Source organism: Chryseobacterium sp. JM1 (genome assembly GCF_000737715.1).
Classification (GTDB): domain Bacteria; phylum Bacteroidota; class Bacteroidia; order Flavobacteriales; family Weeksellaceae; genus Chryseobacterium.
The window spans coordinates 214,130-237,852 of sequence record NZ_JPRN01000005.1; the positions used below are offsets into that span (position 1 = coordinate 214,130).

A 23,723-nucleotide genomic window follows, 5' to 3' on the forward strand; every position below is an offset into this window, starting at 1 on the left:
TAGATTTTTCTTTAGAGAACTGCAATTTTTTATTGAGATTGTGTTTGCTGTTATGAGGAACTGTTTGAAATTTAAATTTTGGCTAAAGCCGTTATTATTTCATCATTAAAAAGTAAAACAGGTAAAGCCCATTCCTATTGAATATGTTTGTCGTACATCATATGGATGCTCGCATTGGGCTAAAGGTTTCTCGCGGATTGAGCAAATTAGGCGGATTTAAAATACATAAGCCTCTGCTGAATCTGTATAATCTGCGAGAGATTATTTTTAATTTGTATGATTTTTTAAACGCAAAGTTTGATTAAAAGAACGTTTAGTTTTTAAGAGGGCAAAGATTTCGACTGCATCGTTAATGAAGCTGCAGGATAAAACGCTTGCTTAGTCGAATCAATTTTATTGATTTCTTCTTTGCATTCCTTGTCATATGCGCTAGCAAATCGAACTTTGCGTAAAAAATAACACACAATTATCTTTTTTGAGCTTTTCCCGTTTTCCCAGATAAATTTTTGTCTATTATTGTAAAAAAGGTTAAAGCCTTTTTCTATTGAATATGTTTGTCGTATGTACATCATATCGATGCTCGTATCGGGCTAAAGGTTTCTCGCGGATTGAGCAAATTAGGCGGATTTAAAATACATAAGCCTCTGCTCAATCTGTATAATCTGCGAGAGATTATTTTTAATTTGTATGATTTTTTAAACGCAAAGTTTGATTTAAAGAACGTTGAATTTTAAGAAGCCAAAGAGTTCGACTGTGTCGCTGATGAAGCTGCAGGAGTCGAACCAATTTTATTGATTCCTTCTTTGCATTCCTTGCCATATGCGCCATCAAAATCGAACTTTGCGTAAAAAAGGCTAAAGCCCGTTCCTATTGAATATGTTTGTTATATCTACATCATATGGATGCTCATATTGGGCTAAAGATTTCTCGCGGATTGAGCAAATTATGCAGATTTAAAATACATAGGCCTCTGCTGAATCTGTATAATCTGCGAGAGATTATTTTTAATTTGTATGATTTTTTAAACGCAAAGTTTGATTTAAAGAACGTTTAATTTTAAGAAGGCAAAGAGTTCGACTGCGTCACTGATTAAGCTGCCGGATAAAAGCTCAGCCTAATCGAATCAATATTCAGTCTATTAATTTAGAAAAGCCATTCGGTGATGTAATACCAGACGGCAGAGGTAAGGAATCCTACGAGAATACTAAAACCGATGATCAGATTGGTGAGCTTGGTATTTAATCTGAACTGTTCTGCAATAATGCTGGAGGTGACGACTGTAGGCATTGCGGCTTCAAATACGGTAATTTTCGCTACATCTCCTTTTATATTAAGAAGTAATGCCAGACCAAGTACGATAGCCGGAGCTAAGATTAGTTTATAGAGCATAGAAGCGGACATCTGAGGGATCAGTTTTTTCCATCCGTTGAATTTCAATTGAAGTCCAACTGAGAATAATGCCAGCGGACTTACTGTTGCCGCCAATTTATCAAAAAACGGTTCTGCAGCTGTGAAATCAATAAATTGTGATAAGGTCAGTGCTGCGATGCATCCAATTAATGGAGGAAAGGTAATGAGTCTTTTCAGAATAAATATGGCGCTTACTTTTCCGGATCTGCTTCCTCCTTTTACGGCTGCAATAATTCCCATCGTGGAAAGGGCAAAAAACATGGTCTGATCACAGATAATCGCTATACTTAAAAGGCTTTCACCATAAAAAGCACTGATCAGGGGAAAACCTATAAAGGAGGTATTGCTGTATCCGCTCGTCAGTTCCAATGTGCTTCTGGACCGTCTGGAATAGCCTTTACTTTTGCTGTAAAACATCATGAAGAAGAAACAGAAAACAGAGATCAGAAAGGTGGCCACAATGGGGAACAGCATCTCTGTGGTCCATTTTACTTTGGGCAGGTATTTAAATGACACTGCGGGCAGGGCCAGATAGAGAATCCAGGTGTTAATTCCTTTGTGGGCATCAGGATGGATAGATTTTGTTGCCTTGAATACCATTCCTGCGATAATACACACTGCAATCAGAACAAAATTTACCATAATGTGTAAGAAATATGGTACAAAGTTACGGTTGATTTTTCAGTTATGGCCTCCAAAAAGTAATTTTTAATGATAAAAATCTATTCTTATTTAAAATTAATTTAAAGCGAATATATTTCATTAAATTCAATAAACATCACATTTTCAGAATACTCCATCTTGACATAATTCCTAAATACGACTAATTTCTAATGTTAAATTTTAATATTTTCCACATAATAAATCACAAAATATTGAATAAATTATTAATTTTACAAAACCACAAAAATAATTAATATGAAAAGTAAATTAATGTCTTTAGCACTAGGCGTGCTATTTCTGTCCTCCTGTAATTCCAATGAGGACATCACCACTTCAACAGCGGAACAGGCTTCCCAAAAGCAGTATTCTTTGGGAGCCAGACTGGTGGATGAACAGACTTTTAACTCTTATGAAAAAGCAGATGTAGAAGCATTGACGCTTAAGTTTAAGGGGAAAAGTTCTGAGGCTGCCAAAGTAAGTCTTCCAAGCAGCTACTCTATTCCAAGTTCAACAGTGGGTAATCAGGGATCGGAAGGTTCGTGCGTTGCCTGGGCTACCGCTTATGCAGCCGCCAGTTCTCTCGAACTGAATTTTAAAGGGGTAACCCAGAGCAGAAGTCCGGAGTATGTGTACAACCAAATCAAAGTGGGAACATGTGCCCAGGGAGCTTATGTAACTGCGGGACTTAATCTGATCAAAAACCAGGGAGTCTGCAGCTGGAACGAAATGCCGTACACCGATGCGGGATGTTCTACCCAACCTAATGCGACACAGAAAAGCGCAGCCAGTACCCACAAGTTTACAAGCTGGGGAACTGTGAATAAAACTGACATTGCAGGTGTAAAAAATCTATTGAGCATGAATCTTCCTGTTGTTATCGCCGTAAGTGTAGATGACAGTTTTTACAATATGGGAAGCACAGGATGGATCTGGAAAGCCCATTCCGGTCAGAATTATGGAGGACATGCGATCTGCGTGATCGGGTATGATGACAGCAAACAGGCATTTAAAGTTCAGAATTCATGGGGAACCTCGTGGGGAAGCAGCGGATATTTCTGGATAGATTATACTTTCTTTGCAAAAACTTCTAATGGCGCCATTAATGAAAGTTATGTGGCGTATGTTCAGTAATTAATTCATTAGCACCAACTTATTTTATATAGAAAGAAGCCTTCCAATAACTACGGAAGGCTTTTTGTTGTTGGATTGTCGCAAAGGCGCTATTTTTTGCATGCTTTGTGTTGTAAGGCGCAAGGATTTTATCTTCGATAAAATTTTATGCTGCAGATGATTAATACTGTGTTGAGTACTATTAAACCTCATAGGTTTTTGAAACCTATGAGGTTTGTTTTTTTATGCTCCCGCTGATTCAGCTGATGATGCAGATTTTTGTTTTCTGTTACTTTCTTAATTTTGTAAAGTATTCCAAAGGCTCATTACTTCGATATTTTTCAAAGATTTAGAAAGTTTAACCTTTTTCGAAGTGTTGGGAAGAAGATCGAAGAAATTATCACTGAAATGAATATCTCCTATCAGATAAACATCTTTTGCCAGCACATCTGTAGAAATTTCAATCTCGTCTGCTTTGATTCTTTTAATCTTGATATTTGGTTTTGTCAAATGCAAATCTTTAGGCTTAACAAAGAAATGATTATTGACAGCGACGGTTTTTCCATCTTTGTCTTTTAAGGTAAACTGTAAAAAGGTTTTATTTTTTTCAGATTCGGTTATTAAATTTTTGATTTCAATAGGATCAAATTTCAGAGTACTTTCCAATGTTTTCTCTTTTGAAAAGGCTTTGGCTTCTTTTACAACCTTTCCGTCAAAATTCATTGCTTTGATTTCCAAATTAACATCAGTAAAATTCTTAATTCCATCATTAATGGCGTAAAAATTTAAATTACCGTCTTTTTCATCCGTTAAAATAACCTGCTGCTCAAAACTTCGCTTCATCTGATACTGAAGGGCTTTCCAGTTTCCTAAATAATCAATGGAAGACCATGAAACCACTGGCCAGCAGTCGTTCAACTGCCAGTATAAAGTTCCCATATTGTATGGTTTTGCACGACGATGGGCTTCTACAGCGATTCTCATACCTCTCGCCTGCAGCAATTGGGAAATGTAATTGTATTGAACAAAGTCTGCGGGAAGTTTATAGTCTCTTTTAATGTACTCATTGATGATTTCCCAGCCTCTTCCATGTTTTTCATGAGCTTTGATCGTAGGATTTTGCAAATTCAGATCTGGAGCTCCGGAAAACATAGATTTTACAGCTTCCAGGCTTGGCATTCCCTGAAAACCGTATTCGGACATGAAACGGCCTACTTTTTCATTATAGATTTCAAACGGTTGTTCTCCCCACCAAACTCCCCAATAATGGGAATCTCCTTCGGTAAGGCTTTCTTTATGTCCCCAACCGATGGATGGCGAACTTGGCCAGTAGATATTTTTTTCCTGAGTAAGATTTTCCTGTAATGCGTTTGGAATCACCTCATTGAACAGTTTTTTATAGTCTTTCCAAACCTGTAGGGAATCGCTTTTTGAATATTTGAACTGTTTCTGGTATCCCCAGTTGACAATAGCTTCATCTACTTCATTATTGCCGCACCATAAAGCAATAGATGGGTGATTCTGAAGTCTGTTGACCTGATCTTTTACCTCTTCTCTGACGTTGTTTAAAAAAGCTTCATCAGCCGGATAAAAGCTTCCCGCAAACATAAAATCCTGCCATACTAAAATACCATTCTCGTCACAGGCTTTGTAGAATTCATCATCTTCATAAATTCCGCCACCCCAGACACGGACCATATTCATATTGCCCTCTTTCATATCTTTAATCAGTTTCCGGTATTTTTCTTTGCTTACTCTGGGTGAAAAGCTGTCGGCGGGGATCCAATTCGTTCCTTTCGCATACAAAGGTTTTCCATTGACTTTGAAGTAAAACGATTTTCCCGCTGCATCTTTTTCCTGAACCAGTTCTACCGTTCTAAGTCCGACTTTTATATTTTTTTGGTCTAAAGCTGTCTTATTTTTTAAAAGTTCGATTTTAAAATCATGAAGATTTGCCTCACCCCAACCGTTGGGCTGCCAAAGTTTGAACCCACTCATATCATAAGGAAGACGAATGGTATTCATCCCTTTTTTAAGCGAAACGGTCTTGTTCAATTGATTAATATTCAAATTATAATTCCCGGTTTCCTGTGCATTAATCTCAATTTCAAAATTAAAATCCAGAACTTCATTTGAAAAGTTCTGATGGTATTTAACAGTCTCTATTTTAGCGGAATTCCAGAATTCCAATTGTATATCCTTCCAGATTCCTGCGGTCACCAGTCTCGGACCCCAATCCCATCCAAACTGATACTGAGCTTTTCTCACAAAACTTCGGGGCGATTCCGGCATTGTAAACTGAACTTTTTGAGCCAATTCCTTTCCTTCTTTCACTGCCGATTTGAATTTAATCTTTAGCTCATTATCTCCTTGCTTCAGGAACTCTTTCACGGGAACATTCCATTTTCTGAACATATTATCTGTTTTCTTTAACAGTTTTCCGTTCAGGTAGATCTCTGAAAAAGTATCAAGCCCGTTAAAAACCAGATCAATATGATTATTTTTAAGTTCCTTTGCAGATACTTTAAAGTTAGTTTTATACTCCCAATCCTCATTTTCTATCCATTGCACCTTTTTTTCATTTTCATCTTTAAAAGGATCAGGAATTACCTTATTCTCCATCAGATCCAGATGAACGGTACCCGGAATTTTTGCAGAAAGCCAATTCTGTTCTTTGGTGTTCTTAAACTGCCATTTCTCCGAAGACAAACTTCGTTCTGTAAGTTGTCCAGTCATCATAGTTTGAATAAAAAGGAAAACAAAAAGGATAGATTTATTCATCAAAGAATTAGTTTAGAAATGTTATAAGTATAAATTTTTAAATACTGACTTCGTCATTCCGAGGAACGAAGGAATCTTTATTATTAATTGAGATTCTTTCACTCCACTTTGTTCCGTTCAGAATGACAGACACTGCTCATATCACTTCTAAAATTTAAATATTTTTCAAAGCTACAACCTCATCCGCAATGGCAAAAGCTCCTCCATCCGTGATTGCTGAAGAATGAAAATAGCCAGCATTGGTAAATTCCCTTATTTCCTCAATATTGGTAGAGCGAAGTCCTCCTCCAACCAGAATTTCAATCCGGCTATTGGAAAGTTCAACCAGTTTTTTCAAATTTTCTTTGCCTTCTGAAACATTGGGTTTCTGACCTGAAGTAAGGATGGTTTTAAAACCACAGTCAATTACTTTTTCTAAAGAATCTTCAAGATTCGTTGCGCGGTCAAAAGCGCGGTGAAAAGTACATGGAAGAGGATCAGCCAATTCAACTAAGACTTTGTTTTGTTCTATAATCACCTCATCATTTTGGTCTAAGATCCCAAAAACAAAACCATCTGCGCCTAAAGATTTCAACTGAACCAATTCTTTTTTCATCTGCTCCAATTCAGCTTCAGAATAAGTGAAATCTCCTCCCCGTGGTCTGATCATTACAAAAATCGGAATAGTAATTTTTGCTCTGAGCTCTTTCATTGTTTCGAAATCGGGAGTTGTCCCGCCTTCGCTTAATCCGTCACATAATTCGATTCTGTCTGCTCCGTTTTCAAAAGCAATTATTGCTGATTCCGGATTGAAACACGCTATTTCTATTTTTGACATTTATTTTTTTATTGAATTGAATGGTAGGAAAATATTTTTATTTCAGGGCAAATTCCGGCTTTTCAAGACGGTTTCCTTTCTGATCATACACTGCGAAATTAAATCCGTCCTGAATACAGTAGGAACCGTACTCCCCTTTTTTATTTAAAGCGATAAAGCCAACCTGGATGTCTTTCAGGTTTTTATTTCTTCTTTTAGTAATATTCACAATCCTTTCTACTGCTTCTTTGCAGGCCTGCTGAGGATTTCGGCCCTGTCTCATCAGCTCAACCACAAGATGGGTTCCTACAGTCCGGATCACTTCCTCGCCATGACCTGTAGCCGTAGCTGCTCCTACTTCATTATCTACAAACAGACCCGCGCCAATAATAGGAGAATCTCCTACCCTGCCATGCATTTTGAACGCCATTCCGCTGGTAGTGCAGGCTCCGGAAAGATTTCCCTGTGCATCAAGAGCAATCATTCCTATGGTGTCGTGATTTTCAATATTGGCAACAGGCTTATATTCACTGGTTTTTAACCATTCTTTCCATTCTTTTTCTGATTCGGGAGTGAGAAGGTTTTCTTTTTTAAAGCCTTGAGAAAGGGCGAACTGTAAAGCTCCGTCTCCAACCAACATTACGTGTGGTGTTTTTTCCATAACCGATCTTGCCACGGAAATAGGATTTTTGATATGTTCTAAACATGCAACGGAACCGATATTATAGTTTTCATCCATAATACAGGCGTCAAGAGTCACTCTTCCGTCCCTGTCCGGACGTCCGCCATAGCCTACACTTCTTTCTGTAGGGTCCAGTTCTACCAGACGAACTCCTTTTTCCACTGCATCAAGCGCTTTTCCGCCTTTTCCAAGAATAGTCCAGGCTTCTTCATTGGCTTTCAGACCAAAATTCCAGGTGGAGAGAACGATTGGCTTTCCAACTGTTTTAGAATGATCAGGTAAATCTTTAGCGATGAGATCCAGGGGATTTACAGCAAGTGCCAGAGAAGCGGCGGCTGTTTTTTTGATGAAGTTTCGTCTGCTTTGCATGTGAGATGTATTTGACGCCCAAATTAGCAATTTTCCCGCTAGCATAAAAGGAAAAAAGACCACGGCATCAGCTCTGTAGTCTTTTTCTTATTTTTTAATGATCAATGTGGCAGTTGATCCTTGAAATAACCATAAACCCATGTTCCTGCAACAGCACTGAGAAGGGTTACACTCACCGCCAATGCGCCCGTCCCGATCTGGGCAAAAAGTGGTCCGGGACATGCTCCGGTAATGGCCCAACCAAAACCAAAGATCAATCCACCGTAGATCTGGCCTTTGTTAAATTTTTTTGAAGGTATGATTATAGGCTCACCATATATTGTTTTGATATTGAATTTTTTGATGAGTCCAACCGAGATCATTCCCACCAAAACAGCACTTCCAATGATTCCATACATATGAAAAGACTGAAAGCGAAACATCTCCTGAATTCTGAACCAGCTTATCACCTCGGCTTTCACGAAAATAATTCCAAAGATAATTCCAGCCAAAAGATATTTCAGATTGTAGTACCATGGATGCTTCAGACTGCTTTCATTCGTACAGTCGGTATCCTGATGACGGATATCGGTTTCTTTATGATCTTTCATAATTGATTTTGTTTTAAAAGTTTAAAGGGAAAGAATAACCGGCAGAATAAGATTGGCCATTATAAAACCACCGATCATAAAACATACCGTTGCCACCAATGACGGCCATTGCAGATTGGAAAGTCCCATAATCGCATGTCCGCTTGTACATCCGCCTGCATATCTTGTTCCGAAACCTACCAGAAATCCTCCGACCACCATCATGATGAATCCGCGAAGGGTGAATAGACTTTCAAAGTTCATCAACTGAACAGGAACCAGATTGGTGTAATCTGTAATGCCGTAGCCTGCCAATTCGCTTTTCAATTCCGGATTAACGGTAATTTCGGATGTATTGAGCAGAAAATGGGAAGCAATCATTCCCCCGAAAAAAATTCCCAGCACAAAAAACAGATTCCAGGCTTCTTTCTTCCAATCGTATTTGAAAAAACTGATTCCGGCCGGAATGCATGCAGCGCAGATATGTCTTAATGAAGAACTGATTCCGAAGGATTTATTTCCAAGAATCAATAAGGCGGGAACCGTAAGTCCGATCAAAGGACCGGCTACATACCAGGGCCAGGGTTCTTTTATAATTTCCAGCATTTTTTCTTAATTATTTTTTGTAAAAATGGTGATAGTTGAGTGAACTTACAGCTACTTTTGTTACATAAGGTGTTTTTTACGAATTTTTTTAACCACAAAAGGCGCAAAAGTTTTTTGACACTTAAGTTTATTTAAAGTTTAAAATAGTATCGTGTAGAAGTACACTTAAGTTCTTTGAAAATCTTAGATTTTCGTTTGGTGTAAAATACTTGGGTCGGGACTCGTATGATCTTATAAAAGAGCAATTCTATTTCTACCCAATTTTAATTTTCCGGATTCTTCCAATTGTTTGAGCAGTCTTGATACGACAACTCTTACGGTACCCAACTCGTTGGCTAGCTGTTCGTGAGTGATAACGATGGTTTTAAAACCGGTAAGTTCAGATTTTTTATTGAGAAGATTCAAAAGTCTTTCATCTACTTTTTTAAAAGAAATAGCATTGATGATTTCCAGTAACTCTTCAAAACGCTTATGATAGAGTTTAAAAATATAATCCAGCCATTCCGGATGTTCTCTGATGAACAATGAAGCTTTATCTACGGGTAAGAAAAGGATTTCGGTATCTTCTTCCACTTCGGCTTTTACCATACTTTTTTTGTTGTGCATTCCGCCCAGAAAGGACATGATGCAGCTTTCTCCGGTTTTTATGTAATAGAGCAGAATTTCCCTTCCATCTTCGTCTGTTCGGATCACTTTGATCATCCCTTTCATAATGATTGGGATAGAGCGTATGGAAGTATTCTCATCCAGAATAATATCTCCTTCGGTATAGCTTTTGGGAACGCCGTATTGATAGAGTTTATCAACCAGTTCGGGTGAAGTAGCAAATTCTGAAGTGAGGATATCGTTCTGCATAATAATCATTCAACTTTTGGCTAATTTACGCCAATTTCATCCACAAATAGCCATGCTTTTGAGTCAGCTCCGGGATTTCCGGCAGGAATAATGCCAGCGTTTTCTATTTTGAGTTTGATGTATTTTGAATTCTGGCTTCCTACGTTTAACTTTATTTTTCCTTTTGAACTCTGGATTTCGTCTTTTCCGATCTCTTTGATCATTTTAAAATTCTTACCGTCATCAGAGATAAAGATCTGCGCGGATTTCGCCAGATGGATCCAGCTTCCTTTATTTTCTAAAGTATTGAAATAAACTTCTGAAAAACCTGTCTTCTGACCAAGATCAATAGTCGCTACGACATCTTTCCCCTGAAAGCCAAGCCACGTTTTACCCAGCTGTCTGGTATTTCCGATAATTCCATCCACTAAAGTAAAAGCGCCACCGAAAGAATAATTTTCACTTGGCTGCTGTTCTAAAGTTATTTTTTTTCCTGTCGTTTTTGAAACTACAAATTCCTGTGCAGAAACGGCACTTTTCAGTTTTCCATCCTCAAAATAAGCGGATTTAACGGTTAAAGATTTCGAAATATTGATGGGTCCCTGATACACCTGTGAATTCAGAGTAGGCTCTGTTCCGTCCGTTGTATATCGGATTCCTTTCGGGTCCTGCGAAACGGTAAGCTCATATGAAACACCATTGCCGGCAGGAATTACTTTTCCGGAGATATTGTAAATGCTTTTTGCATAATTCACCTTCATTTTGTCCAGCACTTTGAACTGGCTAATGACTCTGTTTTCAAATTCTTTATAATTTTTAGGGTCTGCGGTTCCCCATCCAACTTCTGAAAGCGCCATGAGTCTTGGGAAGATCATATATTGAACCTGTTTAAAATCGGTGATATATTCTGTCCATAAATTAGCCTGAACCCCCATGATATATTTTGCCTGCTCCGCATTCAACTCTGAGGGAATTGGATTATAAGAATACACTTTATCTAAAGGCGTAAATCCACCAAAAGCGTTAGGCTCCGACTGCGGATCTCCCTGATAATGATCGAAATAGCAATACGCTCCGGGCGTCATCACTGCGAAATGTCCTGATTTTGCAGCTTCAATTCCTCCATTCACTCCAGTCCAGCTCATTACAGCGGCATTTGGTGCAAGACCACCTTCCAGAATTTCATCCCAACCAATGATTTTTCTGCCTTTACTGTTCACATATTTTTCAATTCTGTGGATGAAATAGCTTTGAAGACCGTGTTCATCTTTCAGATTATTTTTCTTAATTAATTCCTGACAGTGGGCGCATTCTTTCCATCTTGTTTTCGGACATTCATCACCACCGATGTGGATGTATTGGGAAGGGAATAATTTCATGACCTCATCAAGAACATTTTCCAGAAAGGTAAAAGTTTCTTCTTTTGGGCAGAACACATCGTCAAAAACACCCCATTTTGTAGCCGCTTCAAACGGTCCTTTTGTACAGGCCAGTTCAGGATATGCAGACAAAGCAGCTAAGGCATGTCCCGGCATTTCAATTTCCGGAACGATGGTGATATGTCTCTGCTGAGCATACTTAACAACATCTTTGATCTGTTCCTGAGTATAGAAATATGGGCCGTAAGGTTTTCCATCAAATGTATTGTCTACATAAGCTCCAATCATGGATTCTTTACGTTTTGAACCAATTTCGGTAAGTTTCGGATATTTTTTTATTTCAATTCTCCAGCCCTGATCGTCTGTCAGGTGCCAGTGAAAGGTATTAAGCTTGTACATAGCCAGATAATCGATGTATTGCTTCACTTCGTCAACGTTAAAGAAATGGCGGCAGACATCCAGATGCATTCCGCGCCAGGCAAATTTTGGATAATCCTTGATCTTTACAGCAGGAATTTTACCATCTTTAGAATTCTGAATAAGTTGAAGCATCGTTTGAATACCGTGAAAAAGCCCTGCATCATCCTTTCCAATCACAGACATAAAGTCTTCTGCTACATTAATTTCATAATCTTCTTTTTTGTTCTTATCCACAGATATAAAAATGACATCTGTTCCATGAGTTCGTTCATTTTTTGACAGATCTAACTGATAGTTTTTATTTAAAGATTTAAGAAAAAACTGATACTCAAAAGACTTCTCATTGCCTTTTACAGCTGTTGTATTACTTAAAATAAATTCTCCTTTTGAAAACTCAACACTTTGAGGATAAGGAATTAAATCAGGCTTAACCTGAGTATGAAAAACAGTGGAAAAAAGAGTGGAAAATATAAGAAGAAAACGTCGCATCTGGGTATGATTAAGGTTTTAGCTAATATAAATATTTTCCAAAACTCTTCGGTGCATTTTAACTTATTAAATAATAAAACATCTAAATTTGCAAAAAAATACAATGAGAAAAAGCATTTTACTGGCCGCAGGATTATTATTTTCAATTTCTTCACAGGCACAGCTCTTAAATATTATCAAATCTACGGTTAAAACTAAAACCGGTGTTGATCTTGACAATCCGGCGAAACCTAAAACACCTGCTGAGACAACCACAACTTCAACTACTACGACAGCAACTCCAACCAAAACCTCTCCCATCAATCTTGGAAGTCTTACTTCAACACAGATTTCTTCAGGATTAAAAGAAGCTTTAAGCCTTGGGGTGACTGATGGCGTAAAGAAACTGGCTCTGACTGATGGATTTTTAAAAAATGAAGCCGTAAAAATTTTAATGCCTGAAAAATTAAGAAAAATAGACACTACTCTCCGCTCTCTGGGCATGGGAAGTCTTGCGGATGAAGGCGTAAAATTATTAAACAGAGCTGCTGAGGATGCCGTGACGGAAGCTGCTCCTATTTTCACAAAAGCGATCACATCCATGACGATTACGGATGCTAAAAATATTTTGTTAAGCAGTGATAATGCAGCAACCAATTATCTACAGACCAAAACACAAAGTCAACTGTTTACCGCGTTTCAACCTAAAGTGAAAGCTTCATTAGGAAAAGTAGGCGCTGATACGGTCTGGAAAAACCTGATCTCCAAATACAACACCTTTACAGGACAGGCTGTAACGACTGATCTTAATGAATATGTAACAACAGAAACCATCAATGGGGTGTTCAAAATGGTCGCGGAAAAGGAAAGCGGAATCAGAAATACACCTGCAATGAGAACGACTTCTATTTTACAGAAGGTTTTTGGGGCGCAGGATGGGAAATAGATATTAGAAGTTAGATGTTAGATGTTAGTGTTAGATGTTAGATGTTAGTGTTAGTGTTAGAACTTCTCATTAAGATTTTTCAACGATGTCGTGTTGAACTTAAACTGAAAACATAAAATAGGTTATTTTCTTTTGTCTTGAAACAAAAATTCAAGACCTGGAACTCTTCGTTAAAAATAAATTCTGCTCACTAAAAATTCTAAACTTGCGCGAATTCTATACGGGTTATTCGATTTGAATTTTGTCTCGCGCTTCAAACAGTAGAATTTTCTTAACGTTCGCAGATTTTATTTTCTTAACGCTACGATTTCCTATGTCAACTAGAATGGTTCAAAAGATATTTTCAATAAAAAAACCTTGTCAATGACAAGGTTTTTGTTTTATCTAAAATTGCATTTCAGGAATTTCACCTTCGATGATCAGATCAGCTTCTGTAGATTTTACGATATGTTCCACTGAAACACCCGGTGCTCTTTCTACCAGCTTGAATCCCTGAGGAGTTACGTCTAATACAGCCAGTTCGGTTACGACTCTTTTCACACAGTTAACACCTGTAAGCGGAAGGGTACATTTTTTCAGGATCTTGCTTTCTCCGGCTTTGTTCACGTGCATCATCGCAACGATAATATTTTCTGCGGATGCTACAAGGTCCATTGCTCCACCCATTCCTTTAACCATTTTTCCCGGAATTTTCCAGTTGGCAATATCACCGTTCTCAGAAACTTCCATCGCTCCAAGGATGGTAAGGTCTACTTTCTGACCGCGGATCATCCCGAAACTGAAGGCTGAATCGAAAAATGAGCCTCCCGGCAGGATGGTAATGGTCTGTTTTCCGGCATTGATGATGTCGGCATCTTCTTCCCCTTCGAAAGGGAAAGGTCCCATTCCGAGCACTCCGTTTTCACTCTGAAATTCTACGGAAATACCATCCGGAACATAGTTAGCCACCAATGTAGGGATTCCGATTCCCAGGTTTACATAATATCGGTCTTTCAGTTCTTTTGAAATCCTTTTAGCAATTTGTTCTTTTGTAAGCATAATAAAAACTTAGACTGCAATTTAATTCTTTTCAATTGAATACAAAAGGTCTTTGTTGCTAAGGTTGAGATAAAGGTGAGGAAGGTGGCAGATAGCAGGTTGCAGGGATTAGGAATTAGGGATTAGGGACTAGGGATTGTACTTAAGGTTGAAATTATGGTCTTTTGATTGTGGTTGAGAGCAACCAGCAACCAGCAACAAAAAAAAACAGCAACTGACAACCCTCTTCCAAACTCATCTACTCTAAAACACTCAAACCCTCTTACTTCATAGCTCTCCGACACTCAAACTCGCACCGCGTACTCCGCAACTTTAAGCTTTCAGCCACATAATATTAATTTTCTCAACGCGAGCTCACGTTAATACCAGAAGTCAAAATAATATCTCTAATTTTGCAACATTATTTACTAGAATGAAAATACTTTTAAGATACCTTAAGCCTTACCAATGGTTGATCGCGCTTTCTTTGCTGCTGGCTACCATTAACCAGGTTTTTTCTTTATTTGCTCCGGCCATTACGGGTAATATCCTGGATCAGCTGGTGACACATCCCAACTTTTTTGACAAGGAAAAACTCCTGCCGAGAAATCTGAATCAATATTTATACGGTAGTGGTGTTTATCACGGTGTGTTTTACTTTCTGGGGTTGCTTATCGGAACGGCGATGGTGAGTAGAATTGCCAAAGCTTTTCAGGATTATGCGGTAAGCGTTATTACTCAGAAGTTTGGCGCAAAAATATTCACAGATGGTCTGAAACATTCAATGGCATTGCCTTATCAGGAATTTGAGGATCAGAGAAGTGGTGAAACCTTATCTATTTTGACAAAAGTAAGAGAAGATACCGTAAAATTCATCACCAGTTTTATTAATATTTTCTTTGGAATTTTAGTCAGTATCATTTTCGTTTCCGTGTATGCGATCCGTTTGCACTGGTCGATTATGCCTGTTTATATCTGCGGAATTTTCCTGATTGCTTTCATCACCAATTTATTGAGTAAAAGAATCAAAAGCATTCAGAAGAATATTGTTTCGGAAACTACCGCTCTGGCAGGAAGTACGACCGAAAGCTTAAGAAATATAGAAATCGTTAAAAGTTTGGGATTAACGAATCAGGAAGTGATCCGTTTAAATAACAATACCTACAAGATTCTTGGACTTGAACTGAGAAAGGTGAAAAGCATCCGTTCTTTAAGTTTTATTCAGGGAACGATGGTTAATTTTCTTCAGCAGCTGATCACCATGACGCTGTTACTGTTGATTTTTAAAAACATCGTCACTCCGGGACAATACCTGTCTCTGATGTTCTACGGTTTTTTCATTTTCGGGCCGATGCAGGAAATCGGGAATATCATTATTTCTTACCGTGAAGCAGAGGCTTCTCTTCAGAATTTTGATAATTTAATGAAGAAAGAAGTGGAAGAAAAACCGCTTCATCCCAAGCAAATCGGGGCTATTGAGGAATTACAGTTTAAGCATGTTTCTTTCAAACATCAGTCAGCCCAGTATAAAGCTTTAAATAATATCTCTTTTGATGTGAAAAATGGCGAGACCATTGCTTTTGTGGGACCAAGTGGTTCAGGAAAAAGTACGTTGGTTAAATTACTGGTTGGACTTTACAGGCCACAGGAAGGAAATATTTTTTACAATGGAATTAACGGAAAAGAATTTGATTTTGATGAACTGAGAAATCAAATTGGTTTTGTGACGCAGGATACTCAGCTTTTTGCAGGAACCATCAAGGAAAATCTTCTTTTTGTCAATCCTAATGCTACCGAGGCAGATCTGGAAATGGCATTAAAGAAATCCAGCTGTACTGCATTGCTGGAAAGAGCTGAAAAAGGTATCGAAACCGTTATTGGTGAAGGCGGACTGAAACTGAGTGGTGGAGAAAAACAAAGAATTGCCATTGCAAGAGCACTTTTAAGAAAACCGCATTTATTGATTTTTGATGAAGCAACTTCAGCCCTGGACAGCATCACAGAAGAGGAAATAACTTCTACCATCAAAGATATTTCCAAAGAAAAGGAACAGATCACCGTTCTTATTGCCCACCGTTTAAGCACGATTATGCATGCAGACAGAATCTATGTTCTTGAACGCGGACAGGTGATAGAAACAGGATCTCACAGCCATCTCATTGCAGAAAAAGGTTTGTATTTCGCGATGTGGCGACAACAGATCGGGGAAAGAAAAAATCTTATTTCACAAGAATAAAAAAAGCGCTGAATTATTTCAGCGCTTTTCTTTTATGGTCAATACCGGATTTCGAAAGGAATTAATCTTTCTGTCTTACCGTTCTCTGTTCAATTCTCTTTTCAAATTTTTCACCCTGGAAAATTCTCTGCACCATGATCCCCGGAATATGGATCTCATTAGGATCTAATACGCCCGGTTCTACCAATTCTTCCACTTCAGCAATGGTAATTTTTGCCGCACCCGCCATCGGATGGTTGAAATTCCTTGCAGAACCTTTAAAGATCAGGTTTCCAAGGTAGTCTCCTTTCCATGCTTTTACAATTGAAAAATCTGCTTTGTAAGCGTGTTCCAGGATATGAGGTTTTCCGTTAAAATCTTTTACTTCCTTTCCTTCTGCGATCTCTGTTCCGTACCCTGCAGGCGTATAAAAAGCAGGAATTCCAGCCTGAGCCGCTCTGCATTTTTCTGCCAAAGTTCCTTGTGGTGTAAGCTCTACCTCCAGTTCTCCGGACAGCATCTGTCTTTCGAATTCAGCATTTTCGCCTACATATGAAGAGATCATTTTTTTGATCTGTCTTTTCTGAAGCAGCAATCCTAACCCAAAATCATCGACACCAGCGTTGTTTGAAATACAGGTTACGTCTTTCACATCGCTTTCTACCAAAGCATTTATTGAGTTTTCAGGGATACCGCACAGACCAAACCCGCCCAGCATTAAAGTCATTCCATCATTAATTCCTTCGATGGCTTCCTTTGCATTTTTTACTCTTTTATCTATCATGAAATATTAGATTTTCTGTCCGTTAAATTTAATCATTTTTCTCATATCTCCATTATTCAGAAATTTATTTGAATTCAGATCTAACTTTTGGTGGATTCCGGCATCATAGTTTAAGTTAAATCCTTTAAACCATTTAAAAATTTAATTTATACCACTATACTATGGAAAAGAATACTTTTAATAAACCCGGCGATCTATTTTATGTCATTTGCAGAATAAGCATCGGACTGTTCTTTTTTATCACAGGTTTCAATAAACTTTTCCATCCGGTTTTCCAGGGTTATATGCTGAAAACCATTAGCAGTTTAGGTTTTTCCAACCCTCAGTTCATGGCTAATTTTGTGGCTTTTAATGAAGCGTTCTGGGGATTATTTTTATTGTTGGGGCTTTTAACCAGATTCAGTTCACTGTCATTAATTGTCATTATGTTGGTGGCATTATTCACCAAAGACCTTCACTCTATTCCTACTGAACTTGTTCCCGTAGATCCTGCCGTTGGAACCCGTTCTATGGATCCTTTCACATGGCTTACCTATTTTTTCTATCTGCCGCAGGTTTTGTTTATCATGCTGCTGGGAATGTTTTCTCTCAATGGATACAAAGCTTTCGGGATCGATCAGTTGATCAAAAAGAAAAAGAAGGATTTCTTTTATTTGTGAAAAAATTGACCTATAAAAAGCAGATCAATCCAATTTTCCGCATGTTCTTATAGTAAAATTTCTCAGAAAAAATTCCGTGATTTTACGGAGGTTTTGTGCGCTCAATTCCCTTTATTTCTCGGCAAATTGACTTATATTTGGCGTGATCAATCAATGTTGTTTATATACAGATTGATCCTTCTACTCCACTTCGAATTATCACTACTGAATCATTTAAACTTTAATAAAAACATGAAAAAATTATTTACCTCCGCAGTTCTTGCCCTGATCCTCAGCATCAGTGTAGGCGCACAGGAAAAAATCTATTTTGACGAAAACTGGGAGAAAACCACTCAGGACAAAATGGAATTCTACCGTGAAACTGAAAATAAAGGCAAGCTTACTTCAATTAAAGATTTTTATAAAAACGGTAAGCCACAGATGGAAGGTCTTGCTTCCAATGCCACTCCGGGCAGCGAGGTCTATGAAGGAAAAGTAGTTTGGTACAGCCCTGAAGGTAAAATAGTAAGCACAGCAACATTTTCGGGTGGAAAGCAGATAGGACCGGCCCAAACATTTGATGAAAAAGGAAGACCTGTGGAAGATCTTGTCTATAAAGCAGACGGTACCTTTAAAGGAAAAATGTACACCTACAAAGACGCTGAATTATCCTCTTCTTTCAATACTATTACCACCTATGAGGATTCTGAGAATTTTAAAACGATCGCCTATGATGACGATATCAAAGGAATCCGGTACGAAATCACCACAGACAGCAAAGGAAAGTACGAAACTAAATATTACGGCGATAAAGGAAAACACATCGGCACAAGCAATACAGGGAACTCTGATGACAATGTAACCGTTGATTATTACTACAATCCGATGAGGATATCCAAAATCGAGAAACAGAAAAGCGACGGGACGATCAAGGAGAGTATCATCTATTCAAAAAACGGAAAGATTCTTCAGGAAGATAAGAAAAGCAAAAAAGACGGCTATAAAACAACCTACGATGAAACAGGTAAAAAAATAGGAAATCTGATCTACGTTTATGATAAAGAATCCAATTATTACAAACCTCAGGACGGCGAAGACTATCAGTTCAGTTATGATTTATCTGGTTTTACCGCCATTGATGTCTATAAAAACGGTTCCGTCATTCTGAATAAATACTTTGATGAAAACGGAAAATTGTCATCCGAAAAAGTATTAAAAGATGATATGGTACAGGAGATGAAATACTATCATCCGGACGGAAGACTGAAAGGCACTTTAACGTATAAGGATGACATGCCTTACAACGGAACTTTATACGAAGAACTTAACGAACAGCAATATAAAGATGGTGTTTTAGTTCTTTCCAGGTCCTTCAGAGAAGATGAAAAGCTAAAATCTGAGAAAAAAATGAATGCTAAGCAGACCGGATATGACTCCACTGTTTATGATGATAAAGGAGCCATTGTTTATACCTACAGCCAGCCTTTGGAAGAAGCAGAAGGTTTCACCGCGCAGATTGTACAGTATGCAAAAGGAAAGCCTGGCAATAAAGCCATTGTAAAAGACGGAGTGCTTCAGAGTGGAAAGATCAAGTATAAAACCGAATCAGGTTTAAAAGAAATGGAGCGGAGCGGAAAATGGATACTTTTAAAAGTGTATACTCCGGACGGAAAGCTTATTCAGGATTCAAAAATTCTTGCCGATGCTGAACCACAAGACACTTATGGTGCTTCGAGTACAACTTTACAGGAAGATGATCTTCTGTATGAATTTTAAAAATTTTTTATTTCAATATAAAATCGGCTGTTTGTAATGGCTGATTTTTTTTGTTAAAAATTTAAACCTTTGTATCTGTTTTTTTAACGCAAAGGATGATTAATTATGATGAAAACTTAAGGAGAGCAAAGGAAGAAATCAACTTCGTTGATTTGATGAAGCTAAATGTCTGAATGCATAAAAAAATCTGCGAAATCTGTGGGATCTGCGGGAGTTTTTTTCCACGCAAAGAATAATTAATATGCTGGAAATTTAAGGAGAGCAAAGGGAGAAATCAACTTCGTTGATTCGATGAAGCAAAATATCTGAATGCATAAAAAAATCTGCGAAATTTGTGGGATCAGCGGGATTTCTTTTAGCATGCAAAGGATGATGATTAGATGGAGCGAAGTTTTTGAGTATATAAAAATTCCAAAAACTAAACTAAAGTGTAAAGGGTATGTAAAACTATTTATCTTTTTTTGCATTTAAAACTTAAACTACTATGAATGAAGAATTTTGCTCAAACTGCAGACAAAATTTAAAACCGAAAAGAATAGACGGACATTACATCCTTCATGAAATCGAACACGTTTTACATTTTGACAGAGGTATTTTGTATACCATACGAGAGTTATTAATAAGACCCGGCGAAAACATCAGAAATTTCATCAGTGAAAACAGAAGCCGGCTTGTTAAACCTGTGATATTTATTATTGTCACATCGCTAATCTATACACTTATCAATCACTTTTTTCACATCGAAGACAGCTATATAAAAATTGATGGTGCAGGCGATTCGAAGCTCAATGCCATTAATAATTGGGTTCAAAGTCATTATGGATATTCCAATATTATTATGGGTGCGTTTATTGCTTTTTGGCTAAAAATATTTTTCAGAAAATACGATTACAATTTTTTTGAAATACTGATCCTTCTATGCTTTATTCTTGGAATGGAAATGCTGATGTTTTCTGTCTTTGCCATTGTTGAAGGATTCACAAAATACCATATGATGCAGATTGCAGCAGCGATCGTGTTTGTCTATTTTTCCTGGTCTGTAGGACAGTTTTTCGATAAAGGCAAGGTAGCCAGTTATTTTAAAGCCCTCGTTTCCTATGTTTTGGGAATGATCACATTTGGTATTTCGATCATGATTTTAGGAGCTTTAATGAACTTAATCTCCCATTAAAAAGTAAAAGAGATGATCATTGTTATTTGTATTTTACTGTTCCTGTTCATATTAAATAGAAAAAGCAGGAAATAATTTTCCTGCTTTTTTCCAATATGTTGTTAGAATATTACTGGATCACCAGTTTTAAAGTAAATAATTTTCTTGTGTGCACTTTCACGAAGTATACGCCTTTCGGAAGATTTTCATTGACCAGAGAGAAACGTTGGTTGTTGATGTTTTTAGATTCGTACAACAACTGTCCTGATGCTGATAACAGCTCAATTTTCTCAATTGGATAATCACTCTTGATGAATGTAGGCTCACCCGGTTTCGTTGGATTCGGATATATCACTACATTTTTCTCTGTGCTTTTCACTTCATCGGTTCCCAGCGTTCCGGATGTTACCTGGAATTGTTTTCTGTTTGAAACTTCTGTATAAGAGTCATTCGTAAACATTACCATATAATAGTTCCCCGGCGTTGTAGGAAGTGCTGTTCCCTGGATGGTTTTTGTTCCCTGAGTCACCCCATCGAAATATGTATAAGAAACAAAATTATCATCAGGCGTCTGAACACTCTGAGGGTAAATTCCCAACCAGTCTTTGATAATTCCAGGAGAATCAGTCCATGAAGCGGTAATATTTTCACCTAATGTATAGACCGGTTTGTTGATCCATAAATCCGTTACGATATCCCCTACTTTAAAGAATACCTTATCTCCGATTCCTGTATATCCGTCTTCAAGAAGATACTGAGCATAGTAATATCCTTTTGCAAGACCTGTAAAATTCAGTGTTCCTGCAGGTGTTGTCACATAGCTCCATTTAGTAGCTGTATTGGTTCCCGGAGTCTGTCCCATTTTATAAATTCCGATCCAGTCTTTCACCAAATTCGGTCCGCTGCTGTAATTGATTACCACTGTTCCTCCTACCGGATACGTATCTGCTGTAGCCTGTAGCACTACTTTCGGTCCTACATAGAAACTTTTTCTGCCTGTAATTTCAGTATACCCTCCATTGGCAAAGAAACCTGCAAAATACTGACCTTTATTAGCAAGACCATTCGTGAATACAGCTGTTCCTGCCGTTTGTCCGTTGGTGTAAATAAAGCCTTGAGAAGTTGTCGTCGCAGGCGTCTGTCCTTTTTTATAGATTCCTACCCAGTCCTGCTGATTACCAGGTCCTCCGGTGTAAGTAGCTGTGATAGGCTCAGCTTGTGTATATTCAGTTTTATCTAATGTAAAAGTAGGATTGGAAACCACACTTCCGGTTACCTCAAACTGTTTTACATCACTCCAGTCGCTCCATTCCAGGTTTCTGTCTCTGTAACGAACCTTTACATAATAAGTCCCGTTTGAGATAGAGTTCGCAGCAATAGTAGCTTTTGTAATATCAACTCCTGCATTTAAGTTTTTCGTTTTATCCGGTGTTCCGTTTCCGTCTTTCCCGAACCAGTTTTCATAATCACGGTAAAATTCTTTTTCAATAACTGAAAAGTTCGCCGCCTTACTGATCTGGAACTGTGTGGTGTTCAGAAGTTCGCCGTTGGATGATGCAAAAGCACTTCCGTCAAGCGTTAAAGGTAACGTTACTGATGCAGAAAAGGTGTTTGTAACAGAAGGTTTTGATGGCTTCGGTTGGTTTTTATATCGGTGGAAAGTATCTACCAATTCGTTTTGCTTCTTATTATATACACCTCCAATTGAGTAGCATTCTATATCTACTTTTCCGGTCTGCACATCTACTTCTACGATCTGGTAGGTCCAGTCAGTAAGTGTTTTCTGTACATCATCAAAATCCTGCTCATTAGACATTCCCCAATACTGGTCCCAGGCGGTACCTCCGGAAATAATCTGATAATTCGGAGTTTCCTTCAACTGACCTCTGTGGTATAAATGGTGGTGAGCTCCAACGTGCATTAAATATTTATTGGAAGTCGTCAGCAATGGTACTGCATTGTTTCTCACCCATGTAGAAATGTCTCCTACATACTGCTCTGCCTGGTAAGGTCTGTGGCTTAAAGAAATGATCCAGTCTACCGTAGGATCAGCATTCGCTGCATCTAAAATCTGGGAAAGCCATGTCTGCTGTGCAGTACCTGTATGCTCAGAACTCAAACTTACAAACAGAACGTTTCCAGCCTGTTGCGCATAATAGTTTTCGTTTCCTGATGAGATATTTTTATATTTAATTTCATCGATATAGAAATGGGCGTAATAAGAATTCATCCCAAGTGTTCCATACGTCTCATGGTTTCCTACCGTTGTCTGAATAGGAAGATACGGTGATAATTTGATGTTCTTTTTAAAATGTACATTCTCATAATGATCCAGTGTTCCTACGTCTACTTGGTCACCCACCATAAAAGTAAGCGCGATATTATCCGAAGGATCTGTGGTGGCTCCAAATTTCTGCTTTAGTTTTTTGAAAGCATTCAGCGTCAGTGTATCATATCTTGGTTCCGCTTTGATCTGGTTGTCTCCCATGATCAGGAAACGGATTTTCCCGTCTGCCGTCGCAGCCTGTCCCGGAAGAGGAAGAGTTCTGAAATTATAAACCGCAGACTCTGTAGTTCCGGTCTTTATTTTATAATAGTATTTGGTGTTGGGCTGAAGACCTGACACTTTTGCAGTGTGGTAATAATAGTTGTTGTTATAACCCGTATCTGAAAAAATATTTGTGGTTCCCGTAACCGTCACGTTCAGACTGGTTGGAGATGTTCCGTAGATTACGGTTGTTTCGTTGTCAGAAGCTGTTTTCCAGTTGACAATCATCGAGTTGGGCGTCGGATTCTGCAGGTAGGGAAAAAGTGCCTGCCCGAATGCCATCTGGACGGCAAAACAGAAAAAGAAGAAATAGTGTTTCATAATAGTTTACTTTTGTTTTAGATTTATTTAGATTTGTAAATCAGGCCATTAAAAAAATAATGATCTGATTTTTTAATTTCGGGCAAAAGTAGACTTCCTATATAAACTATTGCTGATGGGAACTTAAAGGAACTGTTAACTTTACGTCAGATTTCGGGTGAAAAAATTATAGTTTTTAGTACAGTAATTATTTGGTAGAATCAAAAAGTATTTTGTATCTTTGCGACCTGTTATTCAACCT

The 23,723-nt window shown here is 38.0% G+C and carries 17 protein-coding genes; 6 read left to right on the forward strand and 11 right to left on the reverse strand.

Translation table 11 applies throughout. The features are described 5' to 3' along the window. Nucleotides 1-1,143 precede the first annotated feature (1,143 nt). A complete protein-coding gene (locus tag IW22_RS10770; protein ID WP_034726406.1) occupies nt 1,144-2,052 on the reverse strand; it encodes an AEC family transporter in 909 nt (302 codons plus the stop codon). Between the two features lie 276 nt (nt 2,053-2,328). Between IW22_RS10770 and IW22_RS10775 the strand changes: the two genes are divergently transcribed. Continuing rightward, the gene (locus IW22_RS10775; protein WP_051891191.1) at nt 2,329-3,204 is read left to right on the forward strand and encodes a C1 family peptidase; all 876 of its coding nucleotides are present in this window, start codon (nt 2,329-2,331) and stop codon (nt 3,202-3,204) included. A 276-nt stretch (nt 3,205-3,480) separates the two neighbouring features. On the opposite strand, the gene IW22_RS10780 is transcribed toward IW22_RS10775, so the two are convergent. The 7 genes from IW22_RS10780 to IW22_RS10810 form a co-directional block, all read right to left on the reverse strand. Continuing rightward, entirely contained in the window at nt 3,481-5,922 is a 2,442-nt protein-coding gene (locus IW22_RS10780; RefSeq protein WP_228384030.1) for a beta-mannosidase, read from the reverse strand. Between the two features lie 196 nt (nt 5,923-6,118). After that, on the reverse strand, nt 6,119-6,781 hold the full coding sequence (locus IW22_RS10785) for a copper homeostasis protein CutC (protein ID WP_034726409.1): 663 nt from the start codon (nt 6,779-6,781) through the stop codon (nt 6,119-6,121). Nucleotides 6,782-6,818: 37 nt separating this feature from the next. Then, on the reverse strand, nt 6,819-7,811 hold the full coding sequence (locus IW22_RS10790) for an isoaspartyl peptidase/L-asparaginase family protein (protein ID WP_034726411.1): 993 nt from the start codon (nt 7,809-7,811) through the stop codon (nt 6,819-6,821). A gap of 101 nt (nt 7,812-7,912) precedes the next feature. Further along, complete coding sequence (locus IW22_RS10795; RefSeq protein WP_034726413.1) at nt 7,913-8,401, reverse strand: DUF6691 family protein; 489 nt, start codon at nt 8,399-8,401, stop codon at nt 7,913-7,915. Nucleotides 8,402-8,422: 21 nt separating this feature from the next. Beyond that, complete coding sequence (locus IW22_RS10800) at nt 8,423-8,986, reverse strand: YeeE/YedE family protein (protein WP_034726414.1); 564 nt, start codon at nt 8,984-8,986, stop codon at nt 8,423-8,425. A 231-nt stretch (nt 8,987-9,217) separates the two neighbouring features. Then, on the reverse strand, nt 9,218-9,841 hold the full coding sequence (locus IW22_RS10805; protein WP_034726795.1) for a Crp/Fnr family transcriptional regulator: 624 nt from the start codon (nt 9,839-9,841) through the stop codon (nt 9,218-9,220). A 20-nt stretch (nt 9,842-9,861) separates the two neighbouring features. Continuing rightward, entirely contained in the window at nt 9,862-12,108 is a 2,247-nt protein-coding gene (locus tag IW22_RS10810; protein ID WP_034726416.1) for a family 20 glycosylhydrolase, read from the reverse strand. Nucleotides 12,109-12,211: 103 nt separating this feature from the next. On the opposite strand from IW22_RS10810, the gene IW22_RS10815 reads away from it, so the two are divergent. Then, nucleotides 12,212-13,033 carry a DUF4197 domain-containing protein gene (locus IW22_RS10815; protein ID WP_034726418.1) on the forward strand — a complete coding sequence of 274 codons (822 nt, stop codon included), beginning with the start codon at nt 12,212-12,214 and terminating at the stop codon, nt 13,031-13,033. A gap of 384 nt (nt 13,034-13,417) precedes the next feature. Here the strand turns inward: IW22_RS10815 and IW22_RS10820 are convergent, their stop codons facing one another. Beyond that, nucleotides 13,418-14,071, reverse strand: a complete 654-nt coding sequence (locus IW22_RS10820) for a CoA transferase subunit B (RefSeq protein ID WP_034726419.1) — start codon at nt 14,069-14,071, stop codon at nt 13,418-13,420. 412 nt (nt 14,072-14,483) lie between these two features. On the opposite strand from IW22_RS10820, the gene IW22_RS10825 reads away from it, so the two are divergent. Beyond that, on the forward strand, nt 14,484-16,286 hold the full coding sequence (locus IW22_RS10825) for an ABC transporter ATP-binding protein (protein ID WP_034726420.1): 1,803 nt from the start codon (nt 14,484-14,486) through the stop codon (nt 16,284-16,286). Between the two features lie 61 nt (nt 16,287-16,347). Here the strand turns inward: IW22_RS10825 and IW22_RS10830 are convergent, their stop codons facing one another. Then, complete coding sequence (locus IW22_RS10830; protein ID WP_034726421.1) at nt 16,348-17,049, reverse strand: CoA transferase subunit A; 702 nt, start codon at nt 17,047-17,049, stop codon at nt 16,348-16,350. A 161-nt stretch (nt 17,050-17,210) separates the two neighbouring features. Here IW22_RS10830 and IW22_RS10835 point away from each other — a divergent pair, with 161 nt between their 5' ends. The 3 genes from IW22_RS10835 (at nt 17,211) to IW22_RS10845 (ending at nt 20,634) form a co-directional block, all read left to right on the forward strand. After that, on the forward strand, nt 17,211-17,708 hold the full coding sequence (locus IW22_RS10835; RefSeq protein WP_034726423.1) for a DoxX family protein: 498 nt from the start codon (nt 17,211-17,213) through the stop codon (nt 17,706-17,708). 231 nt (nt 17,709-17,939) lie between these two features. Then, nucleotides 17,940-19,463 (forward strand): hypothetical protein, encoded by a 1,524-nt coding sequence (locus tag IW22_RS10840; protein WP_034726424.1) that lies wholly within the window; start codon nt 17,940-17,942, stop codon nt 19,461-19,463. A 484-nt stretch (nt 19,464-19,947) separates the two neighbouring features. After that, on the forward strand, nt 19,948-20,634 hold the full coding sequence (locus tag IW22_RS10845; protein ID WP_034726425.1) for a DUF3667 domain-containing protein: 687 nt from the start codon (nt 19,948-19,950) through the stop codon (nt 20,632-20,634). Between the two features lie 109 nt (nt 20,635-20,743). Here the strand turns inward: IW22_RS10845 and IW22_RS10850 are convergent, their stop codons facing one another. Next, on the reverse strand, nt 20,744-23,482 hold the full coding sequence (locus tag IW22_RS10850) for a fibronectin type III domain-containing protein (RefSeq protein ID WP_034726426.1): 2,739 nt from the start codon (nt 23,480-23,482) through the stop codon (nt 20,744-20,746). Nucleotides 23,483-23,723 lie beyond the last annotated feature (241 nt).

Coding starts and splice junctions, on each gene's coding strand:
- IW22_RS10770 (WP_034726406.1), bottom strand. CDS start 2,052: ATGGTAAATTTTGTTCTGATTGCAGTGTGTATTATCGCAGGAATGGTA.
- IW22_RS10775 (WP_051891191.1), top strand. CDS start 2,329: ATGAAAAGTAAATTAATGTCTTTAGCACTAGGCGTGCTATTTCTGTCC.
- IW22_RS10780 (WP_228384030.1), bottom strand. CDS start 5,922: ATGATGACTGGACAACTTACAGAACGAAGTTTGTCTTCGGAGAAATGG.
- IW22_RS10785 (WP_034726409.1), bottom strand. CDS start 6,781: ATGTCAAAAATAGAAATAGCGTGTTTCAATCCGGAATCAGCAATAATT.
- IW22_RS10790 (WP_034726411.1), bottom strand. CDS start 7,811: ATGCAAAGCAGACGAAACTTCATCAAAAAAACAGCCGCCGCTTCTCTG.
- IW22_RS10795 (WP_034726413.1), bottom strand. CDS start 8,401: ATGAAAGATCATAAAGAAACCGATATCCGTCATCAGGATACCGACTGT.
- IW22_RS10800 (WP_034726414.1), bottom strand. CDS start 8,986: ATGCTGGAAATTATAAAAGAACCCTGGCCCTGGTATGTAGCCGGTCCT.
- IW22_RS10805 (WP_034726795.1), bottom strand. CDS start 9,841: ATGCAGAACGATATCCTCACTTCAGAATTTGCTACTTCACCCGAACTG.
- IW22_RS10810 (WP_034726416.1), bottom strand. CDS start 12,108: ATGCGACGTTTTCTTCTTATATTTTCCACTCTTTTTTCCACTGTTTTT.
- IW22_RS10815 (WP_034726418.1), top strand. CDS start 12,212: ATGAGAAAAAGCATTTTACTGGCCGCAGGATTATTATTTTCAATTTCT.
- IW22_RS10820 (WP_034726419.1), bottom strand. CDS start 14,071: ATGCTTACAAAAGAACAAATTGCTAAAAGGATTTCAAAAGAACTGAAA.
- IW22_RS10825 (WP_034726420.1), top strand. CDS start 14,484: ATGAAAATACTTTTAAGATACCTTAAGCCTTACCAATGGTTGATCGCG.
- IW22_RS10830 (WP_034726421.1), bottom strand. CDS start 17,049: ATGATAGATAAAAGAGTAAAAAATGCAAAGGAAGCCATCGAAGGAATT.
- IW22_RS10835 (WP_034726423.1), top strand. CDS start 17,211: ATGGAAAAGAATACTTTTAATAAACCCGGCGATCTATTTTATGTCATT.
- IW22_RS10840 (WP_034726424.1), top strand. CDS start 17,940: ATGAAAAAATTATTTACCTCCGCAGTTCTTGCCCTGATCCTCAGCATC.
- IW22_RS10845 (WP_034726425.1), top strand. CDS start 19,948: ATGAATGAAGAATTTTGCTCAAACTGCAGACAAAATTTAAAACCGAAA.
- IW22_RS10850 (WP_034726426.1), bottom strand. CDS start 23,482: ATGAAACACTATTTCTTCTTTTTCTGTTTTGCCGTCCAGATGGCATTC.